This window comes from Streptomyces sp. NBC_01276 (assembly GCF_041435355.1).
Lineage (GTDB): Bacteria > Actinomycetota > Actinomycetes > Streptomycetales > Streptomycetaceae > Streptomyces.
Genome location: NZ_CP108442.1, coordinates 295,612 through 317,395 on the forward strand (window position 1 = coordinate 295,612; position 21,784 = coordinate 317,395).

The 21,784-nt window shown below is 75.3% G+C and carries 19 protein-coding genes; 8 read left to right on the forward strand and 11 right to left on the reverse strand.

Translation table 11 applies throughout. The features are described 5' to 3' along the window. Positions 1 to 16: 16 nt before the first annotated feature. The gene (locus tag OG295_RS01160; protein WP_371675064.1) at positions 17 to 3,619 is read right to left on the reverse strand and encodes a hypothetical protein; all 3,603 of its coding nucleotides are present in this window, start codon (positions 3,617 to 3,619) and stop codon (positions 17 to 19) included. 308 nt (positions 3,620 to 3,927) lie between these two features. Between OG295_RS01160 and OG295_RS01165 the strand changes: the two genes are divergently transcribed. After that, on the forward strand, positions 3,928 to 5,043 hold the full coding sequence (locus OG295_RS01165) for a mechanosensitive ion channel family protein (RefSeq protein WP_371675065.1): 1,116 nt from the start codon (positions 3,928 to 3,930) through the stop codon (positions 5,041 to 5,043). Between the two features lie 130 nt (positions 5,044 to 5,173). Here OG295_RS01165 and OG295_RS01170 read toward each other — a convergent pair whose 3' ends face one another. Then, positions 5,174 to 5,605, reverse strand: a complete 432-nt coding sequence (locus tag OG295_RS01170) for a VOC family protein (RefSeq protein ID WP_371675066.1) — start codon at positions 5,603 to 5,605, stop codon at positions 5,174 to 5,176. 241 nt (positions 5,606 to 5,846) lie between these two features. Between OG295_RS01170 and OG295_RS01175 the strand changes: the two genes are divergently transcribed. The 3 genes from OG295_RS01175 (at position 5,847) to OG295_RS01185 (ending at position 8,858) form a co-directional block, all read left to right on the forward strand. Further along, positions 5,847 to 6,395: a hypothetical protein gene (locus OG295_RS01175; RefSeq protein ID WP_371675067.1), complete on the forward strand. Its 549-nt coding sequence runs from the start codon at positions 5,847 to 5,849 to the stop codon at positions 6,393 to 6,395. A gap of 119 nt (positions 6,396 to 6,514) precedes the next feature. After that, positions 6,515 to 7,168 (forward strand): M15 family metallopeptidase, encoded by a 654-nt coding sequence (locus OG295_RS01180; protein WP_371675068.1) that lies wholly within the window; start codon positions 6,515 to 6,517, stop codon positions 7,166 to 7,168. A 181-nt stretch (positions 7,169 to 7,349) separates the two neighbouring features. Beyond that, entirely contained in the window at positions 7,350 to 8,858 is a 1,509-nt protein-coding gene (locus OG295_RS01185) for a glutamate synthase subunit beta (protein WP_371675069.1), read from the forward strand. Positions 8,859 to 8,880: 22 nt separating this feature from the next. On the opposite strand, the gene OG295_RS01190 is transcribed toward OG295_RS01185, so the two are convergent. Continuing rightward, on the reverse strand, positions 8,881 to 9,396 hold the full coding sequence (locus tag OG295_RS01190) for a cupin domain-containing protein (protein WP_371675070.1): 516 nt from the start codon (positions 9,394 to 9,396) through the stop codon (positions 8,881 to 8,883). A gap of 88 nt (positions 9,397 to 9,484) precedes the next feature. On the opposite strand from OG295_RS01190, the gene OG295_RS01195 reads away from it, so the two are divergent. Continuing rightward, complete coding sequence (locus tag OG295_RS01195) at positions 9,485 to 10,099, forward strand: TetR/AcrR family transcriptional regulator (RefSeq protein WP_371675071.1); 615 nt, start codon at positions 9,485 to 9,487, stop codon at positions 10,097 to 10,099. A gap of 33 nt (positions 10,100 to 10,132) precedes the next feature. On the opposite strand, the gene OG295_RS01200 is transcribed toward OG295_RS01195, so the two are convergent. The 4 genes from OG295_RS01200 to OG295_RS01215 all read right to left on the reverse strand — a co-directional run bounded on the left by OG295_RS01200 (position 10,133) and on the right by OG295_RS01215 (position 14,319). Next, positions 10,133 to 10,609 (reverse strand): hypothetical protein, encoded by a 477-nt coding sequence (locus OG295_RS01200; protein ID WP_371675072.1) that lies wholly within the window; start codon positions 10,607 to 10,609, stop codon positions 10,133 to 10,135. A gap of 114 nt (positions 10,610 to 10,723) precedes the next feature. After that, positions 10,724 to 11,971, reverse strand: coding sequence for a phosphodiester glycosidase family protein (locus tag OG295_RS01205; protein ID WP_371675073.1), 1,248 nt, complete (start codon positions 11,969 to 11,971; stop codon positions 10,724 to 10,726). An 87-nt stretch (positions 11,972 to 12,058) separates the two neighbouring features. Then, positions 12,059 to 12,958, reverse strand: coding sequence for a PhzF family phenazine biosynthesis protein (locus OG295_RS01210; protein WP_371675074.1), 900 nt, complete (start codon positions 12,956 to 12,958; stop codon positions 12,059 to 12,061). Positions 12,959 to 13,017: 59 nt separating this feature from the next. After that, positions 13,018 to 14,319: an MFS transporter gene (locus OG295_RS01215; protein WP_371675075.1), complete on the reverse strand. Its 1,302-nt coding sequence runs from the start codon at positions 14,317 to 14,319 to the stop codon at positions 13,018 to 13,020. Positions 14,320 to 14,417: 98 nt separating this feature from the next. On the opposite strand from OG295_RS01215, the gene OG295_RS01220 reads away from it, so the two are divergent. Then, complete coding sequence (locus tag OG295_RS01220; protein WP_371675076.1) at positions 14,418 to 15,344, forward strand: ArsR family transcriptional regulator; 927 nt, start codon at positions 14,418 to 14,420, stop codon at positions 15,342 to 15,344. A 34-nt stretch (positions 15,345 to 15,378) separates the two neighbouring features. Here the strand turns inward: OG295_RS01220 and OG295_RS01225 are convergent, their stop codons facing one another. Next, positions 15,379 to 16,038 carry a hypothetical protein gene (locus tag OG295_RS01225; protein ID WP_371675077.1) on the reverse strand — a complete coding sequence of 220 codons (660 nt, stop codon included), beginning with the start codon at positions 16,036 to 16,038 and terminating at the stop codon, positions 15,379 to 15,381. A 127-nt stretch (positions 16,039 to 16,165) separates the two neighbouring features. On the opposite strand from OG295_RS01225, the gene OG295_RS01230 reads away from it, so the two are divergent. Next, the gene (locus OG295_RS01230) at positions 16,166 to 16,555 is read left to right on the forward strand and encodes a PleD family two-component system response regulator (protein WP_371675078.1); all 390 of its coding nucleotides are present in this window, start codon (positions 16,166 to 16,168) and stop codon (positions 16,553 to 16,555) included. Between the two features lie 54 nt (positions 16,556 to 16,609). Here the strand turns inward: OG295_RS01230 and OG295_RS01235 are convergent, their stop codons facing one another. Next, positions 16,610 to 18,967, reverse strand: coding sequence for a family 20 glycosylhydrolase (locus OG295_RS01235; protein ID WP_371675079.1), 2,358 nt, complete (start codon positions 18,965 to 18,967; stop codon positions 16,610 to 16,612). 224 nt (positions 18,968 to 19,191) lie between these two features. On the opposite strand from OG295_RS01235, the gene OG295_RS01240 reads away from it, so the two are divergent. Further along, the gene (locus tag OG295_RS01240) at positions 19,192 to 20,097 is read left to right on the forward strand and encodes an alpha/beta fold hydrolase (RefSeq protein ID WP_371675080.1); all 906 of its coding nucleotides are present in this window, start codon (positions 19,192 to 19,194) and stop codon (positions 20,095 to 20,097) included. Between the two features lie 20 nt (positions 20,098 to 20,117). Here OG295_RS01240 and OG295_RS01245 read toward each other — a convergent pair whose 3' ends face one another. Beyond that, a complete protein-coding gene (locus OG295_RS01245) occupies positions 20,118 to 20,516 on the reverse strand; it encodes a nuclear transport factor 2 family protein (protein ID WP_266846204.1) in 399 nt (132 codons plus the stop codon). A 72-nt stretch (positions 20,517 to 20,588) separates the two neighbouring features. Beyond that, entirely contained in the window at positions 20,589 to 21,710 is a 1,122-nt protein-coding gene (locus OG295_RS01250) for a cation diffusion facilitator family transporter (protein WP_371675081.1), read from the reverse strand. Positions 21,711 to 21,784: the final 74 nt, after the last annotated feature.

Consider the following 21,784-nt stretch of genomic DNA (forward strand, 5'->3'; position numbering starts at 1 on the left):
GGGCCTTCGCTCCGGTTCAGGTCAGCAGGGCGGCCACCGGTGACAGGGGCTCCCATGCCGGGTCCCGGCCCGTGAGCCGGTCGGTGACGCGCCGCCAGGCCTGCGGATCGCTGCCGAGGCGGGCGGCCACGAGGCCGGTGAGGGCCCGCAGGGCGGCGTGCGCCTGCTCCGGGGCGTCCGTACGCCGGGCCGCGCCGCTCAGGTAGGCCAGCATCAGCGCCGCCGGGGCCGCCTCGTGCAGCAGGTCGGTGCCGGTGAGCATGCCGGAGGCGAGCAGTCCGTCGAGCTGGTTCGGCAGCGGGCAGTGGTACAGCCCGCCCAGCCCGTACCGGGCGCGGGCCCGGGTGAGTTCCGCGCCGTCGGGCAGGCCGTCCGGGCCCGGCTCCCGTACGAGGGCGGCGTTGCGCAGGCGCAGGCCGGCCGGGGCGGAGGCGCTGTTGACGACCCATCCCCAGTTGGGCAGCGGCTCCTCGGTGTGGGCGGCCTCCACGGCCTCCCAGTCGATGCCGCCCGGCACGGTGGCCGCCCCGCCCGGGGCCTGCCAGGCGGGACGGTCGCGCCGCAGCCGCGTGATGAACTTCTCCGGGGCGAGTTCCCGGGCGGCCCGGGTCCTGAGCACGGCTGCCGGGTCCGTGGACGCCAGCGCCTTCGCGCACAGGGTGGCCGCCGCCCGGCCGAGCAGATCGCGTCGGACGAGGGCGGCGAGCCGGTCGGCGCCGCCGTGTTCGAGCAGGTTCAGACAGCCGAGGACCTGCTGGAGGAGGCTCAGGTCGCGCCCCTCCCTGGCGAAGACCTCCTCGATCAGGTCCGGTTCGGCCGAGTGCAGCCAGAGGGCGCCGCCGGCCAGCCGTCCGGACGGGTCCCTGCGTGCGTCGGCCAGCGCGAGCGCGCCGACCGAGACGGTCCCCGCGCCGGTCGTGCCGTGGGGACGGGAGCGGGCCACGATGCGCCGGCCCGTCGGTGTGGTGCTGCCGTAGCGCAGGAGGGTGAGGTCCACCTCCGGGTCGTCGAGGTCGGCGAGCAGTACGTCCGCGCCGGCCTCCAGTCGGCGTGTGCGGGCGGCGAGGACGTACAGGGCGTGCGGATCGCGTCCGGCCAGCAGTCGGCCGAAAGCGGTACGGGGGGTCCGCTCGTGGCGCGTCAGGTACGCGGCGAGCAGCCAGGGCCCGTCGGGGCCGAGCCGGGGCAGGACCGCGTCGACGGTGTCGGCGTCGGCCAGGCAGAGCAGGGTGCCGATCGGCCAGGTCCAGCGGTGGTTGCCCACTCCCACGAGGCGGACGGCCTCCTCCGGGGTGGTGGGGCGGGGGGTGGCGGACTTCGGGTCCTCCAGCGGCCGGTACGCGGGGTTCTCCATGAGGGCGTCGGCCGGTCCGGCGGAGAGTTCCAGCAGCTCCGCCCAGGTGGGTCCGCCGGCCGACCGGTGATCGGCACAGCCGGCGGCGGCCGACGCGGTCTCGGCCAGCCGCAGCCAGGCGTCGGGGTCGGTGCCGAGGGTCGAACGCAGCAGGCGTCCGACCGCGGCCCGCCAGGCTGCGGCGAAGGCGAAGCGGCGCCAGTCGGACGGGAGGCCGAGCAGGCGGCGGGCCGGCAGCAGGCCGGGAAGTTCCTCGGCCGGGAGGAGACCCTGGGTGTAGGCCATTTCGATGGGTGCGGCGGTGGAACCCCAGCTCTGGGGGAGTTCCGCACGCACCTCGGCGGGGCCGGGCGCGGTGGGCCAGGAGCCGTCGTGGGGCGGCTCGACGCCCTGGTCCGCGCAGGCGCGGACGAGCCAGCGGGGCGTGGTGAGACCGGGGGCCTCGTCCTGCCGGTGGTGCGCCAGGAACCGGAGCACACCGGGGTCGGTGGGGTCCGGGACCTCGTCGGGGGCGGCGGCGAGGGAGCGCAGCAGATCGAGGGCCGCGAGCGCGGCCCGCTCCTCCCGCCGCGCCGGAACCGCGGGTGGCTCGAAGCCGGGGGCCGCGGGCCGGGCGGTCCCGGGCTCCGCCCCGGCACCGGTCCCGGCCGAGGCCTGCGGGCGGCCCGCCGGCGCGGGAGCTGCCGGCGGAGTGCCGCCCGCCTCGGTGATCAGGGTGTGGAGGGTGCCCTGGTGGCCCGGCAGGAGGGTGTCCAGGGCGGTCCAGGCCTCGGGACGCTCGCCGAGGTGGGCCTCGGTCTGCTCGCGGAGGGCCGCCGGGGCGGCGTCACCGAGCCGCCCCCGGCCGGCCAGCCGGGTCAGCGCGCCGAGCGCGTGCACGGCGGGGTGTCCGGTGCGGACCAGTTCGACCGGGTCCAGCAGCCCGGCGGCGACCATGCCCTCCGCCCAGAGGGCGGCGGAGTCGTCCAGGGGTTCCCGGGCGAGCCGCAGCTCGGGCGGGTGCGTGTTCCCGGACCGGCGGCCGCCCGCGCGCCAGGGCTCGTTGAGGACGCTGAGCCGGAACGCGAGGCGCTGCTCGTCGCTCGCGTCCTCGTGGCGGGCCAGCTCCTCGCACGCCTTGGGCATGAACGGGGTGGCCGCGTGGGCCTCGGCCAGGGCCGTCAGGTCGTGCGCGTACGGTTCGGCGAGCAGGTCGCGCAGGGTGCTGGTACCGCGGGCGGTGGCGAGCAGGGCCGGGAGCCGTGCGGGGTCCGCGTAGGGCTCGCACCCCTCGCGCAGGCTTCGCAGCGCGGAGCCGTCGTTCGATCGGGCTTCGGCCGCGAGCGCCTTCTCTACGGCCGCGACGACGGGGATGCTCAGGTTCCATGTGAGGGCCGGTTCGTCGAGGACGGTGCGTACCGCCGCGGGTCCGGAGCATTCCCACACGCGGACGAGGGCGTACCGCACGACGGCGCCCCGCCCGGTGTGGAGCAGCAGGGCGCGGACGGTCAGCTGCGGGTCACCCGAGCCGAGCAGGGGCGTGAGCCAGGTGGCCGGCGGATACCCGGCGGGGTCGGTCAGTTCGGCCCGCAGGTCCGCGTCCATCGGGACCCGGTCCAGGCGGTGCGCGAGGGTGCGGCGCAGGGATGGGGTGCAGCGCGGGTTGCGGTAGACGGCCGCGCCGACCCGGGAGTCGCCCGTGGCGAGCAACCGGGCGAGGACCCGGGAGTCGATCCGGCTGTGGCGGGCCAGGGCGGTACGGGTGCGGGTGTCCCCGTGCTCGGTGACGGCGGCGACGAGGCCGGGGCCCGGGAGCGGACCGCCGGAGAGCAGCGCCTCGACCGTCCGGTCGGGCAGGGCGGCCAGCACGGCAGCCGCTTCCTCGGGCCCGGCGTGCTCCAGGAGCAGCTCCAGGGTGAGGTCGACGCTGCGGGGCACGGGTCTGGGGACCGCGCCGGGGCCGGCCACCGGTGCCGGATCGGGTACGTCGGCCAGCAGCGCGGGCAGGGTGCCCCGGTGCGTGGCCAGTGCCTCGCGGAGGGCGAGCCAGCGGTCGGGACGGCCCGCGAGGTGACCGCGTATCAGCTCCCGCAGGCGGGACGCGGCTTCGTCGTCCGCCCCGCCGGCGGCGGCGACACCCGCGCCGACGGTACGCGCGGGGCGTGCCTCCTCGACCACCCGGAGTGCGGCGCCGTCCGGGGGCACGCTCTCGGGGGTGGTCGCGGCGGAGGGCGCGAGGAGGCCCCGCACCACGTCGGCGGTCGAACTGCTCTGCGAGTGGCTCATGATCGCCATGCTAGGGCGGGGGTCCGACAACCGGTGTCCGCCGGCGGTCGGCGGCGGGTGCCGGGCGAGCCGGGGAGGCATGACGGCCGGGTGCCCGGCCCACCTGCGGAGTCTTCGGTTCCATGAGGGAGGATGGCAGCTCGCCCCGGTGCGCACACCCTTGCGAACGGGGTCGGCACGCAACACGACCTGACAGGTGACATCGTGACGACACAACACATACGGCGAGCGGCGGCCGCGCTCCTCGCCGCCGCCCCGGTCCCGTCCCCGGCGTCCGCTCCGGACGCGCGAGGCCCGGAGGACGTCCGTTGACCCGTGACCTCGTCCTGCACGACTGGGTGGTCGCCGCCATCGCCCTGGCCTCGGGCTGCGTGGCGGGGCTGCTGGTGCGCGCCCTGCTGAAGTGGCTGGCCAAACACGCCCTCCGGACGAAGTGGACCGGGGACGACCTGATCGTCGACTCCCTTCGCACCCTCGCGCCGTGGGCCACGGTCATCGCCGGCGTGGCCGTGGCGGTGTCGGCGCTGCCCCTCACCGCCCGGATCGGGGGGCTGGTGAACCAGTCCCTGACCGCCGTGCTCATCCTCATCGCCACGGTCACCGCGGCCCGGGTCGTCGCGGGTCTCGTGCAGTCGGTGGCGCAGTCCCGGACGGGGGTCGCCGCCTCCGCGTCCATCTTCGTGAACATCACGCGGATCGTGGTGCTGACGATGGGCGTGCTCGTGGCCCTGGAGACCGTCGGGGTGTCCATCGCCCCGCTGGTCACCGCCCTCGGCGTCGGCGGTCTCGCGGTCGCCCTCGCGCTGCAGGACACCCTCGCCAACCTCTTCGCCGGCGTCCACATCCTCGCCTCGAAGACGGTCCAGCCGGGCGACTATATCCGGCTCAGCAGCGGGGAGGAGGGGTACGTCGTCGACATCAACTGGCGCAACAGTGTGGTGCGCAACCTGTCGAACAACCTGGTGATCATCCCCAACGGGCGCCTGGCGCGGACCAACATGACCAACTACACGCAGCCCGAGCAGAAGCTGTCGATCCTCGTGCAGGTCGGGGTGGGCTACGAGAGCGACCTGGAGCACGTCGAGGCGATCACGCTCGACGTCGTGGACAGTGTGATGGCCGACATCACCGGTGGTGTCCCCGACCACGAGGCGGCGGTGCGCTTCCACACGTTCGCCGACTCCAGGATCAACTTCACCGTGATCCTGGGCGTGGGCGAGTTCAGCGACCAGTACCGGATCAAGCACGAGTTCATCAAGCGCCTGCACCAGCGCTACCGGGCCGAGGGCATCTCGATCCCCGCCCCCGCGCGGACGGTCTCGCTCCGCCAGGACGGCCCCCTCGTGGAGCCCTCCGGGCCTCCCCCCCTCCCGCTCCCGCACCAGCGCGACGCCCCGTCGGACGCGCTCCTGGCGGACCGGTAGCCCTAAGGGTCGCGGCGACGCCGGCGGCGGGCACGGCTCCGGCCCCGGGGGCACTCCCCCGGGGCCGGCGGCCGTCCCGGGGACGGGTGGTGCGGCGCCCCGGTACGGGGGGGGTGGCCCGGGACGCGGTTCAGCGCTGCGACAGCTCCGAGGGCGCCTCCTGGACCGTCCAGCCGTTGCCGTCCGGGTCCTCGAACGACATGAAGGAGTTCCAGGTCTCCCCCTTGCCGTCCGCCCAGCCCGTCGCGCCGATGTGGCGGACCGGGGAGACGTCCACGCCCCGGGCCACGAGCTCCGCCCGGGCCGCCTCGATGTCCGTCACGCAGATCTGCAGGCCCTGGAGCGTGCCGGGAGCCATCGCCTTCGTGCCGGGGGCGGCGGGCATGCCCTGGAGCATGGCGATCGAACAGCGGGAGCCCGGCGGGGTCAGCTGGATGACGCGCACCCCGGGCGCCACCTCACTGTCGAGGTCGACGGTGAAGCCGGCCTTGTCGGCGTAGAACTCCTTCGCCCGGTCCATGTCGGTCACGGGGACCGGAACCACTTCCAGCGTCCAGTTCACGGGGATCTCCTCACGCGCGTGTGCCGGTCGGCGCTTTCGCCGGGGGCCGTGTCGGGTCCAGCCTCGCGCAGCGGGCGGCGGAGCCGCACGCCGCAACGCCCGTACACGGGACGGGAGAAGCGGGAGGGGAGGGATGCCGGTGGTCACGATTGGGTGGAGACCCCCGCAGAACCGGATGTCCGTTCCTATGATGTTGCTCCTTTAACCAAATCCAGACGACCAACTTCAGGTGGGGGCACGGATGTACGGCGCGAACGACGACCGGGGCAGAACGACGGCGACGGCGAACGGCCGCGGGGCGGGGCGGCGGGCGGGGCGGATCCGGCTCGCGTTCGTCGGCCTGTTGGCGGCGGGCGTCGCCGTCGCCTGCGGACCCGCGGAGGGCAGCGGTCCGGCCGTGAAGCCGCCGGCCCCCGCCTCGGCGTCATCGTCGCCGACGACGGCCTCCTCCCCCACCGCCTCCCCGACGCCGACGCCGACGCCGACGATGACGCCGACGGCCCTGCCGAGCCCGTCCGCCACCACCACCGGCCCGGACGCCAAGGCTCCCGAGGCCCCCACCCCGACCCGGGCCGCCACCCGGCCCGCGCCGGAGCCGACGACGAAGGCGCCGACCACGGCCCCGGAGGAGCCCGCGAAGGCCGACTGCGAGATCGTCTCCAACGCGGGCAACTGCTACAACGCGGGCCAGTACTGCCGCAAGGCGGACGTGGGACGCTCCACGCACGCCGGGAACGGCCGCATGATCCACTGCCGGCAGGACGGCGGCCAGCCGCGCTGGGGCTACTGAGCCCGGCCCCGGCGGCGGTCCCGATCCGGACCGCCGCCGGGATGAGGGACCGTCAGAGCGGCCCGTCCGCCCGGGGGATCCCCCACCAGCTCCGCCGCGGCCCGGGAGATGATCGGCTCATGAACGAAATCATCCTGATGTCCGACCCCAGGGTCGCGGCCGTCCCCGTGGCCGAGTGCGGTGAACGGCTCGTGGACGTGCGCGCCGGGGGTTCCTTACTGGTCGATTCCCGCAAGCAGGACCCCGCCGGGGCCTTCTCCCGGCTCCGCGAGGGCGTCCTCGACCGCCTCCTCGCGGCCCAGGGCGCGCTGCCCGCGGGAACCCGGCTGCTGTTCGTCGAGGGGTACCGGCCCCCCGCGCTCCAGCGCCGGTACTTCGAGGAGTACGCCGCCACCCTGCGGGCGGAGCACCCCGACTGGTCCCCCGAGCGGGTCCACACCGCCGCGAGCCGCTACGTCTCCCCGCCCGGCATCGCCCCCCACAGCGCCGGCGCGGCGGTGGACCTGACCCTCGCCGATGCCGACGGCCGGGAACTCGATCTCGGTACCCGGATGAACGCGAGCCCGGAGGAGAGCGGGGGCGCCTGCTACACGGACGCCCCCGGCATCACGGCGGCCGCCCGAGCCCGCCGCGCGACCCTCGGAGCCGCCCTGTCGGACGCGGGCCTGGTGAACTACCCGACGGAGTGGTGGCACTGGTCGTACGGAGACCGCTACTGGGCCCTGGCCACGGGCGCCGTCTCGGCCCCCTACGGCCCCCACGGGCCGGCGTAGGCCTCCGGCGGGCTCCGGTGCGGGCACAGCGGCCGGGCCGCCGCGTGTCCGCCGCCGCCGTCCCGACCGGGCTCCGAATCGCCCGGACGGCGTAATCTGGTCAAAAGGTGGCATACGGCGCGCGTCATGCGCGCCGTACCGCGCCTCGTACCCGCTCGCACGTGGGCCAGGGAGGCGGCGCGTGACCGATCCGTTCGGCTTCCTCAGGATCCCCCGCAAGGCCGTCGCGGCGCGGCCCGTCGAGGAGCGGCTCGGGGACTGGCGCGAGGTGTACGCGGGCCAGGCGCTCCTGCCGCTCGTCCGCGAGCAGGCCGACCGCTGCATGGACTGCGGCATCCCCTTCTGCCACACCGGCTGCCCGCTGGGGAACCTCATCCCCGAGTGGAACGCCTACGCGGCGCACGCGGACTGGAGCGCCGCGTACGAGCGGCTGCACGCCACGAACAACTTCCCGGAGTTCACCGGCCGGCTCTGCCCGGCGCCCTGCGAGGACGCCTGCGTCCTGACGATCAACGCCGATCCGGTGACCATCAAGAACGTCGAGCAGACGATCGCCGACGAGGGCCTGCGGCGCGGCTACATGACCCCCCGCCCGCCGGAGCGGCGCGGCGGGAAGTCCGTGGGCGTGATCGGCTCCGGGCCGGCGGGGCTCGCCGCGGCGCAGCAGCTGACCCGGGCCGGGCACCGCGTCGTCGTCCACGAGCGGGCCGACCGGATCGGGGGCCTGCTCCGCTACGGCATCCCCGAGTTCAAGATGGAGAAGGTCCACCTCGACCGCCGGATCGAACAGATGCGGGCCGAGGGGACCGTGTTCGTGACCGGAGCGGACGTCGGCGGCGCCGAACGGGCGGACGAGCTGCGCGGGCACTACGACGCGCTCGTCGTCGCGGTCGGCGCCGGGGAGCGCAGGGAGCTGCCGGTCCCGGGGCGCGCGCTGCTCGGCATACACCAGGCGTTGGACTACCTGACCTGCGCCAACCGGGTGCGCGAGGGCGACTGCGCGGTGTCCCCGGTGACGGCGGACGGTGCCCACGTCGTGATCGTCGGCGGCGGGGACACCGGCTCGGACTGTCTCGGTACGGCCCTGCGGCAGGGGGCGCTCTCGGTGGTCCAGCTCGACATCAACCCGGAACCGGGGCCCGCGCGCCGCGACGGCGAGCCGTGGCCGGTGTACCCGAAGGTGTACCGGATCTCCCACGCCCATGAAGAGGCCCGCGGGCAGGCGGGCGGCGACCCCAGGCTCTTCTCCTGCGCCACCCTGCGGTTCGACGGGGACGCCGACGGCCGGGTACGGGCGCTGCGCCTGACCGCCGTCGAGCCCCGGGCCCGGCGGCCCCTGACGGGGACCGAGCGCGTGATCCCGGCCGGGCTCGTCCTGCTGGCCCTGGGATTCTCCGGTCCCGAGCGGGCGGGCGGACTGAGCGGGCAGCTGGGGCTGGAGTTCGACGAGCGCGGGAACTTCGCCCGCGACGCGGGCTTCGCCGCCGCCGGCGGACGGGCCCCGGGGGTGTTCGTCGCCGGGGACGCGGGCCGGGGCCAGTCGCTGGTGGTGTGGGCCATCGCCGAGGGCCGGTCGGCGGCCTCGGCGGTGGACCGCTACCTGACCGGCTCCACGGCCCTGCCCGCGCCGGTGGCCGCGCACGACCTGCCCATGACGGCCCTGGGACGGATGCGGTACGGGGACCTGTAGGACCCTCGGGATCCGTCGGCGCTCAGGGCCGGGCCTCGTAGTGGATGTGGTGCCGGGAGGCGATGGGGTTGATCTTCACGGGATCCAGTTCCCCGTCCGTGAGCACGGCGGGGCCCGCCTCGATCAGGTCCTCGACGTAGCACTCCCAGCCGCCGGGCGAGGAGATCTGCAGCACCCGCGGGGGCGGGTCGGAGGCGCGGCGCAGGGCGTGCGGGACGCCCCGGGGCAGCAGGACGAAGGTGCCCCGGGGCGCCGAGTGGGTCCGGTCGTCGAACTCGACGTCGAGGGTTCCGTCGAGTACGTAGACGCACTCGTCGGCCCGGTGGTGGGTGTGCCGCGGGATGTCCTTCGCGACGGTCACCTCCAGCAGCGACAGCCGCCCCTCGGTGTCGGCCGTCGTGGCCTTGACGGCGAAGGCCGGGGGCAGCGGTACGCGGCCCGGCCGGGCGGCGCCGGGCCCCAGCAGGAGGAAACGTTCCGCTCCGGACGCCCGCCCTTCGGACGTGACCGGCTCCGGTGTGTCGTCTTCTCGGTGCATGACGCGGACCCTCCTCGCATGGCACAATGTGAACCGGAATCCGGTTCCGTTTACTGACGGGTCCAATGTACGTGGAGGAGTGGTCGGATTGTCAACGCCCCCGGCACCGGGCGGTAGCCGCAGGCCGCGCGCCGACGCGGAGCGCAACCGCGCCCTCGTGCTGGCCGCCGCCCGCGCCCTGTTCGAGGAACACGGCGAGGAGGTCCAGATGCCGGAGGTGGCCCGGGCCGCCGGGGTCGGCATCGGCACCCTGTACCGGCACTTCCCCTCCAAGCAGGCCCTCGTGGAGGCGGCGGCGGAACAGCGGTTCGCCGAGATCCTCCGGCTCGCCCTGACCGACTGCCTGCGCGAACCCGAGGCCGGCCGGGGGCTGGCCCGGTACCTGCGCCACGTCGGGGGGATCCTCGCCGAGGGCCGGGGCCTGACGGCCTCCGTCGCAGCCGCCCTGGGCTCCTCGGCGCCCGGAGGGGAGACCCTCGCGCACCTGGAGGACGCCGTCTCGGCCCTGATCGACCAGGGGCGCACCGCCGGCACGCTCCGGGAGGACCTCACCGTCACCGATGTGTACATGCTGGTCGGCGGGCTGTCCGCGATCATCCGTACGGGGAGCGGGGACTGGCACCGCTTCCTCGACCTCGCCTTCGACGGCCTGCGCCCGCGCGGGGGCGGAGCAACGGATCCCGACGGCGGCGGCTCCCGCTGAGGCGGGGCCCGGCCCGAGCGCGGCAGGCCGGCCTCAGTCCGCGGCCGGGGGCTCCGCCGAAGGGGTCGCGGGGGCCCGGGACTTCGAGTGGGCGCCGTCGCAGAGCAGGGTGATGACGACCTGCGCGGTGGGGAACTCCGCAGCGGCGGAGCCGGTGAGCTCAGTGGTCGCGGTCCAGTTGGCCTTGCGGAGGCTGAGCATCCCCTCCATGGGGCTCCGGGAGTCCTTCCAGCCGTGGCCGGAGCGGGCGCGGGCGAACCCGGCCCGCAGCGCCGCGTCCGCCGTCGCCGAGGGGTACTCGGCGCCCAGGGTCTCGTGGCACTCGATCGGGCTCGTGTGCTGCGGCATCCGGCGCACCGTCACCCCTTCCTCGGCCATCGCCGCCGTCAGATCGGCCACCGCCTCGTCCGTGGCCAGCGGTGGGCCCGAGTACCGCGGGGGCAACGGCCCCAGATCCTGGAGGGGGTGGCCGCAGCCCGTCACCGCCACCATGACCAGTACCGCAGGCACCCAGCGTCCTCGCCCCCGTCGCACGTTCCCGCCCTTCCGCTCTCCGCCGTTACGGCCGCCCAGTCTCGCACCGGCCCGCCTCCCGCGTCCCACCGGGCCCCCGGCCGGGGGCGTTCACTTCCCGGCGGTGATCGCGATGCCGTTCGGCACGCGCCGTTCCTGGCCCTGCTGGAGGTGGTTGCGGACGGCGACCTTCCCGGTCGCGGGGTCGCGTACGGCGAGGGTGGAGGAGGCGCCGCCGTCCATGTAGAGGCCTTCGACGCAGCCGAGCGAGCGCAGCACGTCGGCGAGTTCACGCACGGTCAGACCGGTGGAGGTGCCCTCCCGGCCGTCGGTCACCAGCAGGAACAGCGTGTCGCCGCCCTCGCCGACGCCCACCGCCGAGCGGGGCTCCGCGGTGCGCGCGTCCAGGCCCGGCAAGGGCCGGTGGTCGCGCAGCACGGTGTGCGCGCCCAGCGCGAAGCGGAAGGGGACCCCCGGGCCGGAGTCCAGGTCGTACGCGATCCGGACGTGCGTGCCGGGGACCAGGGCGCGGAGCGCGTCCGCGCCCGCCTCCCGGCCCAACAGGATCTGGGTGTCGGCGTCGACGGGCCCGCTGCCGGGGGTGTCGGAACCGGAGACCACCTCGCCCCGGCGGACGGTGACCTCGTAGACCTCTTCCGAGCAGGGCGCCGCGCGGCTCCTGTCGGTGCCGCACACCGCCCGCGCGCGGGACGCGGAGCCCCAGTGCGAGGTGAACAGGCCGACGGAACCGACGGGCAGGGCGTACTGGTTGTACCCGCCCAGGGCGAGCCGTCCCGCCGGGGTCTCCACGCGGCCGACCAGCTTCAGCCGGCCGCTGCGCGCCTTGCCGTCGGTGCCGACGCCGACCACGTCCCGGGCGCTGTCACCCGCCGGGGGCTTCCAGCCGAACCGCTGCCTTTCGGGTACGGCGGCCTTGAGCGCGCGGCCGTCCTTCACCTCCGGGCCCGACGGGGAGCCGGTGGCGGCGATCCCGGGGTGCTGGCTCTCCACCATGTGGAAGAAGTCCCCGTTCACCGCGGCCACGGCTCCCTGCCGCCGGGCCATCTGCGACACCGGGGCCCGGCCGCTGACGGAGCCGGGGTACAGCAGGTCGGCCCGCACTCCGGGCGTACGCAGATCGACTTCGACGAGATGGAGGCGGGCGCTGCCGTGCGAGGTGGGGACGGTGAACTCCCGGTAGGTCACGCCGGGCGCCGGGTGCTCGGGGCGGGTCGCCTCCGGTCCGGGCGCTGCCGGGCGGGCGGTCTCCGGGCGGGCCGCCGCCGGCCGGGCCGGGACGGCGGCGAGACCGACCGCGGCCAGGACCGCGACGGCGGCGAGGCGGGGGAACCTCTTCATCGCGTCATCGTGGGTGATGGTCCGTGAGCAGGCCCGCAGACCCGCCGGGTTCGGGCCCGGTTCACACCGACGTGTGCCGGCGCGGGGTCAGGGGAGTTCGGCGAGCCGTCCCTCGCCGACGATGACGACGCCGCCGCCGACCTCCACCGTGCGCACGTCCGTCCCGTGACCGTGCGCGCTGATGGTCATCTCGCTGGGCCGGCCGGTGAAACGTCCCTGCCGCAGCACGGCCCGCTCCCCGTCGCCGAGCCGGCCGTGGCGGCGCAGGTACGCCGCCGCGCAGCCCGCTCCGCTGCCGGTGGCCGTGTCCTCCAGGAGGCCGTCGTTGGTCCAGTGCCTCCCTTCCATCGCGGTGACGTCGAGGAGGTAGGCGTACGCGGCCCCCAGGCGGGCCAGGGGCGCGTCGAGCGGGGTGGCGACGCGGGCCCGGGCCAGTGCGTCACCCCGCACGGGAACGACCAGGTAGCGCAGTCCGGCGGACACCGTCTCCGGTGGCAGCCGCGGGTCGAGGTCGTCGGCGCCGAGGGAGAACCAGGAGGCGATGGCGGCCCGGGTGGCCCGGTCCGGGCCGTGCGGGCCGCGGGTGAACTCGGCGGGACCCTGCTCCAGGGTGCCCTCGTAACGGCGCGGTCCGTTGCGGCGGGTGACGGCCTCCACCGTGCGGGAGCGCAGCCGCAGGGTCCACCTGACACGGTCGTCGGGAACGCCGTCCGCGGCGTCGGCGGCGTGCTGGTCGTGGAGCACGCCCGCGGCGCCGAGCAGGGGGTGTCCCGCGAAGTCGAGTTCCCCCGTGAGGTCGAAGACCCGGGCCCGGTGGGTGCGCGGGCGCGCCGGGTCCCGTGCCAGGAAGACCGATTCGAAGTGGCGCAGTTCCCTGGTGATGCTCAGCATCCGGTCGCCGGTGAGGCCTTCGGCCTCGGGGAAGACCGCGAGGCTGTTGCCGCTGTAGGGGCGGGCGGTGAAGACGTCGACGTGGGTGTAGCGCACGAGGTGCTCCCTGTGGGATTCGGGCGGGCGGGGTCGGGGGCGCGTGGGGCCGGGGCGGGTCAGGGGCGCGAGGCGGGCGCGGGGTCGGACCGTTGCGCGCCGGACGGCAGTTCGCGGGCCGTGCGCAGCGGCGAGAGGAGGAGGGGAAGTACGGCCAGGAGTTCGCCCAGGGCCCCGGTCCACAGGGCCGGCCGGGCTCCGAAGTACCGGCCCAGCAGCCCTCCGGCGAGCGCGCCGACCGGCATGGACCCCCAGACCACGAAGCGGAAGGTCGCGGTCATCCGGCCCAGGAGCGGTTCGGGGCACAGCCGCTGCCGGTAGGCGACCGAGGTCACCTTGAAGGTCATGAAGGCCGTCCACCCCAGTCCCTGGAGGGCCACTGCCACGGCGAACCGCCAGTCGGCCCGGTAGAAGGGCAGCGCGAGCACCCACAGCAGCCCGCTGACGACCACCGACGCGCACATCGCGCGTCCCTGGCCCCATCGGGCGGCGATCCGGCCGGTGAGCAGGCTGCCGATCAGGCCGCCCACGGCTTCGGCGGTGAACACCGCGCCGCAGAGCAGCGGGGGCAGCCCGAGGTCCCCGGCGAGCAGCACCAGCAGCATGGAGGCGCCGATGGTCCCGCACAGGTTGGAGACGGCGGCGGCGAGGGTGAGTGCCCGCAGGACCGGGTTCCGGAAGACGAGGCGGAGCCCTTCCGCGATCTCGGCGCGCAGTGTGGTGCCGGGCCGCTCCCCGTCCCGCCGGCCGAGGGGGCGCACGCGCGAGAGGAACAGCGCCGAGACGCCGTAGCTGAGGGCATCGGCGGCGAGGGCGAGGGGCGCGGTGAGGGCGCCGACGAGGGCTCCGGCCAGGCCGGGGCCCCCGACCTGGGTGATGTTGCGGCCGGCTTCGAGCCGGACGTTCGCCCGCACCAGCCCGGTCCCGCCCACCAGGCGCGGCAGTGCGCTCTGGGCGGCCACGTCGAAGAAGACCGTGCACACCGACATCCCGAAGGCGACGGCGTATAGCTGAGGGAGCGTCAGCGCGTCCCGCCACGCCGCGACCGGGACGGAGAGGAGCAGGGCGGCGCGGCCGAGGTCGCCCGCGACCATCACGGGGCGCAGCGGCAGCCGGTCCACCCAGGCACCGGCGGGCAGGCCGATGAGGAGGAAGGCGAGGTACTCGGACGCGACGAGCAGGCCGACCTCGAACGGGGTGGCGTCGAGGGTGCCGATGGCCACGAGGGGCAGCGCGAGCAGGGTCACGGCGGATCCGCACTGGCTCACAAGGTCGGCGATCCACAGCGGGCGGAAACCGGAGCCGAGGGCCGGACCGGCTCGGCGGGGGCGCGGGGCGGCGCCGGGGCGGGGGTGCGTCATGGATGCGAAGATCACCGGCGCGGGGGCGGCGCGGCCATTGTTTTAGTCTGGGTCGAAAGCTGGTGCGGGCGGGCGTCCCGCCGGACGGGGGCGCGGGCATGGGTGAGGTGCGGTTCGGGGTGCGGGACGTCGCGGGCGTCAGGTTCGCGATCTCACCGCTGTGGGAGACCGTCACCAGCTTCCGGGCCGTGGCGGATCCGGGCCGCTACGCCGTCCACCTGCCGTGGCTCACCTCGGTACGGGCGCTGCGGACGGACCGGGCCCTGGCCGTGCGGACCGCCCCCTTGCGGGCCCTGATCGCCGTGGACCGGCCCGGGGCGCGTCCGCCGGCGGACGTACCGGCCTTCCTGACGCCCCCTCCGCGCTGCCCCCTGGCCGAGTTCGAGGAGGAGCTCGCGCTGCTGGCGGTCCCACCCGCCGGGGTGGCCGGGATGGCCCCGCCGGACCCGGCGGACGCCCTGCGCGCCTGGTGGGAGGCGGCGGTCCGGCCCTGTTGGCCCCGCGTCCGGGCGGTCCTGGAGGCGGACATCGCCTACCGGACCCGGCAGTTGGCCGAGGACGGCATCCAGGAGGTGCTCTCCCGGCTCCATCCCGCGCTGCGCTGGACGGGCGACCGCCTGGTCTCCCCCGAGCTGGGCCCGGCGGTCCTCGACCTGGACGGCGGGGGGATCACCCTGGCCCCGAGCGCCTTCGCGGTCCGCTGCCACCTGCTGACCGGGCCCGGGCCGACACCGCCGGCCGTCGTCTACCCGGCGCGGGCGGTGGGCACGCTGTGGGAGCGGCGCGGTGTCCCCGGCGAGGGGCTGGCGCGTCTGCTGGGGCGCAGCCGGGCCCTGCTCCTCTCGTGCACGAGCTCGCCCGCCACCACGACCCAGCTGGCGGCCCGGACGGGGCTCAGCCTCGGCGCGGTCTCGCAGCACCTCGGGGTGCTGCGGGACGCCGGTCTCGTCACGAGCCACCGCTACCGGCGCGAGGTGCACTACGCGACCAGCGAGCTGGGCGACGCCCTGCTGGAGCGGGCGTAGGGTCCGGGCCCTCCCCCGGCCGGGCCGGGCCCGTTCACCGGGCCCGGCGGCCGGCGGTCAGCCCGACCGGCCGGACGGCGGGCCGGACGGACGGGTCGCCGGGGCGGCGGGCCAGGGGGGCGAGGGAGGCGCAGAAGAGGGCCGCGGCGAGGGGCATCAGGTCGAGGCCGCCGGCCGCCGCGGTGGCGGTTCCGGCCACCGCCGCCAGGGGGCTCCAGAGGCTGACGCGACGCCGGGCGGAGAGCTGGACGAGGATCCAGATCAGGCCGACGTAGAAGAGCAGCGGGCCCACGCCGTACACCGCCGGCACCACCCCGGGGTGACTCTCCACCTGCTCGAACAACCGCTCCATGCCGGGCCGGTCGGTGGCGCGGAGGCCGACGTACAGGTCGATGCACGACTGGACGGTCACGGCCAGGGTGCCGGCCAGCCCGAGGGCCGTCGCGGCGCCGGCGCTCAGCCGCCCGGCGGGCCCCGCGTCCGGCCGGGCCAGCGTCCACAGCCGGGCGAAGACCGGCACGAACAACAGCATGGCGGCGGTCAGCGCGAGGTGCCCGGTGGTCCATACGGGGCCGGGGCCGTGGTCCGGGTCGGTGAGCCGGATGGCACCGTAGGCGAGGATGAGGAGCGGCGCCGTCACGAAGGCGGCGCGTGTCAGGGCCGTCCGGGCGGAACGGCGGGGTCGACGAGTCATGAGTCGATCTTGTCCGTGGGGCCGGCCGCCGGACATCGGGCATCACCCCGACCCCACCCCGAACCGACCCCGAGCCCGCTCGGGGCTCACAGCTCAGGGCTCACCGCCCGGAGCGGAAGGAAACACCATGAGCGGCGACATCCCCGCCAGGATCCTCCTGATCGTGAAGGACCGCAGGCTCTGGGGGCTGCTCGAACGGCTCCTCGTCTCCGCCGGCTACGTGGTCCTCGACGGCGGGAGCGGCCGGGAGACGGTGGCTCTGCTGGAGCGCGAGGCGCCCGTGGGCCTGGTGGTCTGCGAGCGCACCGGTCCCGGGCTCGACGAGGTGGCACTGTTCGAGGAGATCCGGCGGGATCCCGGACACGGGCGGGTCCCGATCCTCGCTCTGCCCCCGGCCGACCCGGAGTGCACCGTCCAGGCGTTGAAGGCGGGAGTGGACGAGGTCCTCGCGAAGCCCTTCCATCCGAACGACCTCCTCGACCGCGTGCACCGCCTCACCCGGGGCGGGCGCGACTGACCCGGGGCGGGACGGTGGCGCCACGGGGCGGCGGGGCCGCCGGGCGCCACGGGGTCAGGCGATCAGCCAGCTCTGGAACGCCGACCCGGTCGCGGCCTGCTGGGTGACGGCGGCCCCGTCCGTTCCGGAGGCGGTGGTGAGCAGGAGCCCGCTCTTCCCGTTCGTCACCGAGGAGCCGCCGCCCGGCAGCCCGGCTGTCCTCCAGCGCTGGCCGTCGCCGCCGGTGCAGACGGCCTGGACGACGGCCGCGCCGGCCGAGGCGGAGCCGCCCTCGATGTCCGCGCAGAGCCCGGAGGCCACGTTGACCAGGGTGTGGGTGCCGTCGGGGCCGGGGGTGAGCCGCCACTGCTGGTTGGGGCCGCCGTGGGGTGTCCAGGTGATCAGCCGGGTGCCGGGGGCGGTGGAGCCCGCCGGGTCGTCGAGGGCCTTGCCGGCGGCCGTGAGGGTGCGCGGGGCCGGCGACGGGCCGGCGTAGACCTCGAACTCGTGGAGGGAGTAGCCGTAGGCGGTGCCGCGCCGGGTGCCGAGGACGCGGATGTACCGGCCGGTCCCGGTCAGGCCGGTGAGGTCCTGGACTCCCCCGGTGCCCGTGGTGGTGGAGTGGATGGTGCGCCAGGTGGTGGCGTCGTCGGAGAGCTGGATCTGGAAGGACTTCGCGTACGCCGCCTCCCAGCGCAGGACGACGCGGCCGACGTCGCGCGGGGCGCCGAGGTCCACCTGGAGCCACTGGGGGTCGGCGTAGGCGCTGGACCAGCGGGTGCCTGGGTCGCCGTCGGTGGCGGCCGCCGCCGGGAAGTCCGCGGTCTCGGTGCTGGAGGCGGTGGTCGGGCGGCCCAGGGCGAGGTTGCCGGGCAGGGCGGCGCCGGGCCAGGCCGGGTTGTGGCCGACGGCCGCCACGATCGGGGTGAAGGCGGCGTACGTGGGCACCGGCTTCGGAGAGCCCCAGGTCTGCTGGGCCAGTCCGCGCAGCGGGTACATGATCCCGGCCGCGATCTGGTCCTCGGTCTCGGCGGTGGGGTTGTCGCACCAGACGTGGAGCAGGGAGCCGGGGTTGCGGGTGGGGTCGGAGAGGGTGGCTCCGCCCTCGAAGCGGTCCGCGGTCCAGGTCTCGTACATCCACTTGGTGTCGGGTTTGGCTCCGCCGAGGACGTAGTAGGTGGGCGTCCAGGAGGCGTTGGCGACGGTGTGCCCGGCGGCGGCGAGCTGCTGCGGGGTGAGGCCGTAGGTGTACCAGTACTCGACCAGGATGCCGGGGTGCGGGGTGAGGGTGCCGTCGCCGGACTTGATGCCGTCGTTCCACATCCTGGTGGTCTTGCCGGCCGCCCGGACCAGGTCGTCCGCCCAGTTGACGAACCCGTAGTAGGTGTCCTTGGCGGTGGCGCCGGCGCCGTAGTGGGCGCGGGCGTAGGCGAGGAGCTGCGGGTACTTGGTGTAGTCGGTGACGTATTCGTCCGCGCCTATGTGCCAGTACGGGGCCGGGAACAGCGGCAGGTACTCGGTGACGAGGTCCTTGACCAGCGCGTACGAGCCGGGCAGCGAGAGGTCGATGAAGTCGGGGCTGGCTGCTCCGGAGGCGCTCGTGAGCCTGAGTTCGGGGTGGGCGGCGAGGACGGCGTTCATGTGGCCCGGGGTGTCGATCTCCGGGACGATGGTGACGTGGTACTTGCGGCCCAGGGCGACGAGGTCGGCGATGTCCTGCTTGGAGTAGTGGTCGGCGGAGACGACCTCCGGGTGGGTGGAGCTCTCCAGGCGGAAGCCGAAGGTGTCCGACAGGTGGAAGTGGAAGTAGTTGAGCTTGAGGTAGGCCAGTTCCTTGATGTGCCGCCGCAGCCATTCGACGGTGAAGAACTTGCGCCCCTGGTCGACCATGAGCCCGCGCTCGGGCTTGTCCGGCCAGTCGACGGCGGTGCCCGCCGGCACGGCGGCGGACCGGTGGAGCAGTTGCAGGACGGTGCGGGTGCCGTTGAAGGCGCCGGTGGCGGTGGCGGCCCGGAGGGTGAGGGCCGGTCCGACGGTCATCCGGTAGCCCTCGGGCAGCAGGGCGGGATCGTCCAGGCCGATCCCGATGTCCCCGGCGGCCGGAGTGCCGGTGACCACGGGGACCCGGTGCCCGGTCAGCGCCGTGAGGTCCTCGGCGAAGGTGGCGGCCTCGCCGGAGAGCCGGTCGGCCGCTGCGGGGTCGACGACGATCCGGGCGGCGGCGGTGAAGGAGTAGGGATCGGCGGCCGACGCGGTCCACTCCCGCAGGGCGGGAACGGTCTGCGGCGGGGTCACCGCCGAGGCGGCCTCACGGTCGGCGACGGCCGCGGGACGCGTGTCCGCGGCCGCGGAAGCCCCGTGGGCCGCGGCGCCGGGCGCTGTCAGTACGGACACCGCGCAGGCGGTGGCGACCAGGAATCCGAGCGGGCGCATGGCTGCCTCCAGCCGGGTGGGGCCGAGGAACACGGGTGCCCAGTGCAGCGCAGCGTCGCGTACATGTCAAGAGATGCTCGGAACGGCGCGGAATCGAGCACCCTCGCGCATTTTCCCGCCGATCGCGCGGATCCCGCCGCCCCGCACGGGCACGGGACCCGCGACGGGAAACGTCGGGATCCGTCTTCGGCCGGGGCGGCCACGCGCCGCTCTATGGTGGGCCCATGACGGAACAGAAGGCGTTCGGCGTGGGCCCCTCGAAGATCGAGATCGCCTACGAGCGTTTCGGTGATCCGCGCGATCCGGCGGTGCTGCTGGTCATGGGCATCGCCGTGCAGATGCTGGGCTGGCCCGAGGGATTCTGCGCCGAGCTCACCTCGCGCGGGGTGCAGGTGATCCGGTTCGACAACCGCGACGTCGGGCTGTCCTCGCACTTCCCGGACGCACCCGTCCCGGACGTCCGCGCGGCGCTCGCCGGGGACCTGTCCTCGGCCTCGTACACCCTCTCCGACATGGCGGCCGACGGCGTCGGCCTGCTCGACGCGCTGGAGATCGACGGCGCGCACGTCGTCGGCCTGTCCATGGGCGGTGCGATCGCCCAGACGATGGCGCTCGAACATCCGGGCCGGGTGCGTTCGCTGACCTCGTTGATGTCCACGACGGGCGACCTCTCCGTCGGACGGCCGAGGCCCGAGGCGCTGGGAGCCCTGGCGGCGCCGGTCGCGACGGCGCGCGAGGAGGTCGTCGAGCGGATGGTGCGGACCGTACGGGTCCTCGGGTCGCCCGGTTTCCCGTTCGACGAGGCGGCCGTGCGCGACCGGGCGGCCCGCGCCTACGACCGGTCCCACGACCCCCTCGGCGTCGCCCGCCAGGCGGTGGCCTCGATCGCGGCCGGGGACCGTACGGAGCGGCTCCGCGCGCTGGCGGTGCCCACCCTGGTCATCCACGGCGCCGACGACCCGATGTGCGACGTCAGCGGGGGGCGGGCCACCGCCGACGCCGTCCCCGGCGCCGAGTTCGTGACCTTCGAGGGGATGGGCCACGACCTGCCGCGCGCCCTGTGGCCGGAGATCGCGTCGCTGATCACCGGGCTCGTCCGGCGCGCGGAGGCGGTCGCACCGGTCCGCTGAGACGCCGGGCGGCGGCGGGGTCAGGGCCGGTCGAACCAGGAGAAGGCGGCGATCCGCCAGCCCTGCGGGGTGCGGACGAACTGGATGGTCTTGGTGCCGCCGCCCTCGAAGGGTTCGCCGTCCAGGGTCCCGGACTTGCGGTACTCGCCGAAGCGTGACGCGATGCCACCCTCGATCTCGGTCCGTTCCGAGACCTCCCACTCGCTGAACCCGACCAGCCGGCCGTCCTTCAGGAGGCGCTCGCGGGGCTCGATGAACTCGTCCACGGTGTACACCGTGAACTCCGGTCCGGTATGCACGATCACACCGCCGGGCAGGATCAGCCGGCGGAGCCGGGCCACGTCGGCGCCCCCGCCGTCCCGGTTGTCGAAGGCGGCGAAGAACTCGGCGGTCAGCGCGTCTATTTCGGTCTTGGACATGGGCGCGACGGTAACACCGGGAGGCCTCGGGTCACGGGGGAAGGCCGGGTTTCCCCCGGGCGGAGCCGGGCCTCAGCCACGGCCGGGATGGTGGGCGAGGGCGGCGTGGGGGTCGTGGCCGCCGGCGTGGACGTGGTCCGTGTGGACCGTCGCCGCCGTCAGCCTCGGCACCGCGTGGATCAGGGCGTGCTCCGCGGCGACCGCCAGGCGGTGGGCCTGGACGACGCTCAGGTCGGGGCCGACCACGATGTCGGCCTCGGCGCGCAGGGCGTGACCGATCCACCGCATGCGCAACTGGCCGACGTCCAGCACCCCCTCGACGCGGCGCAGCGCGCGCTCGGCGGTGTCGACGAGGGCGGGGTCGACGGAGTCCATCAGCCGTCGGCCGACCTGGCGGGCGGAATCACCCAGGACCAGCAGGATCGCGAGGGTGATCAGCAGGCCGACCACCGGGTCGGCGCTGCGCCAGCCGAGGGCGGACCCGCCTGCGCCGAGGAGGACGGCCAGCGAGGTGAAACCGTCGGTACGGGCGTGGAGCCCGTCGGCGACCAGCGCGGCGGAGCCGATCCTGCGGCCGGTGCGGATGCGGTGGCGGGCCACCCATTCGTTGCCGGCGAACCCGGCCAGCGCCGCGGCGGCGACGGCCCACAGGTGGCTGACGTCGCGGGGGTGCAGCAGCCGGTCGACGGCCGCCCAGGCCGCGAGGGCCGCGGAGGCGGCGATGGTGAGGACGATCAGCACGCCCGCCAGGTCCTCGGCCCGGCCGTAACCGTAGGTGTAACGGCGGTTCGCCGCCCGGCGGCCGAGGACGAAGGCGATGCCCAGGGGGACGGCCGTCAGGGCGTCGGCGGCGTTGTGCACGGTGTCGCCGAGGAGCGCCACCGACCCGGACAGGACCACGATCACCGCCTGGACGGCGGTGGTGACGCCGAGGACGGCGAGCGAGGCCCACAGGGTGCGCATCCCCTCGCGGGAGGTCTCCATCGCCGCGTCGACCTTGTCCGCGGTCTCGTGGCCGTGCGGGGTGAGCAGGTGGGTGAGCCGGTGCCGGAGGCCGTCGCCCCGGCCGTGCCCGTGGCCGCCGGCGTGGTCGTCGCCGTGGCCGTGGCCGTCGCCGTGGCCGTCGCCGTGGGTGGGGCCGTGGTGATCGCCGTGGTGGTGTGCGGGGGTGTGGGTGCTCTCGTTGGCCTCCATACGTTCACCGTGGCACACGGAGCCGATTGCGGCTACGGCCGTCGTACGCCCCGTGACCAGGTGCGACGTCCTCG

Coding starts and splice junctions, on each gene's coding strand:
- OG295_RS01215 (WP_371675075.1), bottom strand. CDS start 14,319: ATGACGCACCCCCGCCCCGGCGCCGCCCCGCGCCCCCGCCGAGCCGGT.
- OG295_RS01240 (WP_371675080.1), top strand. CDS start 19,192: ATGACGGAACAGAAGGCGTTCGGCGTGGGCCCCTCGAAGATCGAGATC.
- OG295_RS01235 (WP_371675079.1), bottom strand. CDS start 18,967: ATGCGCCCGCTCGGATTCCTGGTCGCCACCGCCTGCGCGGTGTCCGTA.
- OG295_RS01245 (WP_266846204.1), bottom strand. CDS start 20,516: ATGTCCAAGACCGAAATAGACGCGCTGACCGCCGAGTTCTTCGCCGCC.
- OG295_RS01160 (WP_371675064.1), bottom strand. CDS start 3,619: ATGAGCCACTCGCAGAGCAGTTCGACCGCCGACGTGGTGCGGGGCCTC.
- OG295_RS01220 (WP_371675076.1), top strand. CDS start 14,418: ATGGGTGAGGTGCGGTTCGGGGTGCGGGACGTCGCGGGCGTCAGGTTC.
- OG295_RS01225 (WP_371675077.1), bottom strand. CDS start 16,038: ATGACTCGTCGACCCCGCCGTTCCGCCCGGACGGCCCTGACACGCGCC.
- OG295_RS01175 (WP_371675067.1), top strand. CDS start 5,847: ATGTACGGCGCGAACGACGACCGGGGCAGAACGACGGCGACGGCGAAC.
- OG295_RS01205 (WP_371675073.1), bottom strand. CDS start 11,971: ATGAAGAGGTTCCCCCGCCTCGCCGCCGTCGCGGTCCTGGCCGCGGTC.
- OG295_RS01230 (WP_371675078.1), top strand. CDS start 16,166: ATGAGCGGCGACATCCCCGCCAGGATCCTCCTGATCGTGAAGGACCGC.
- OG295_RS01180 (WP_371675068.1), top strand. CDS start 6,515: ATGAACGAAATCATCCTGATGTCCGACCCCAGGGTCGCGGCCGTCCCC.
- OG295_RS01190 (WP_371675070.1), bottom strand. CDS start 9,396: ATGCACCGAGAAGACGACACACCGGAGCCGGTCACGTCCGAAGGGCGG.
- OG295_RS01250 (WP_371675081.1), bottom strand. CDS start 21,710: ATGGAGGCCAACGAGAGCACCCACACCCCCGCACACCACCACGGCGAT.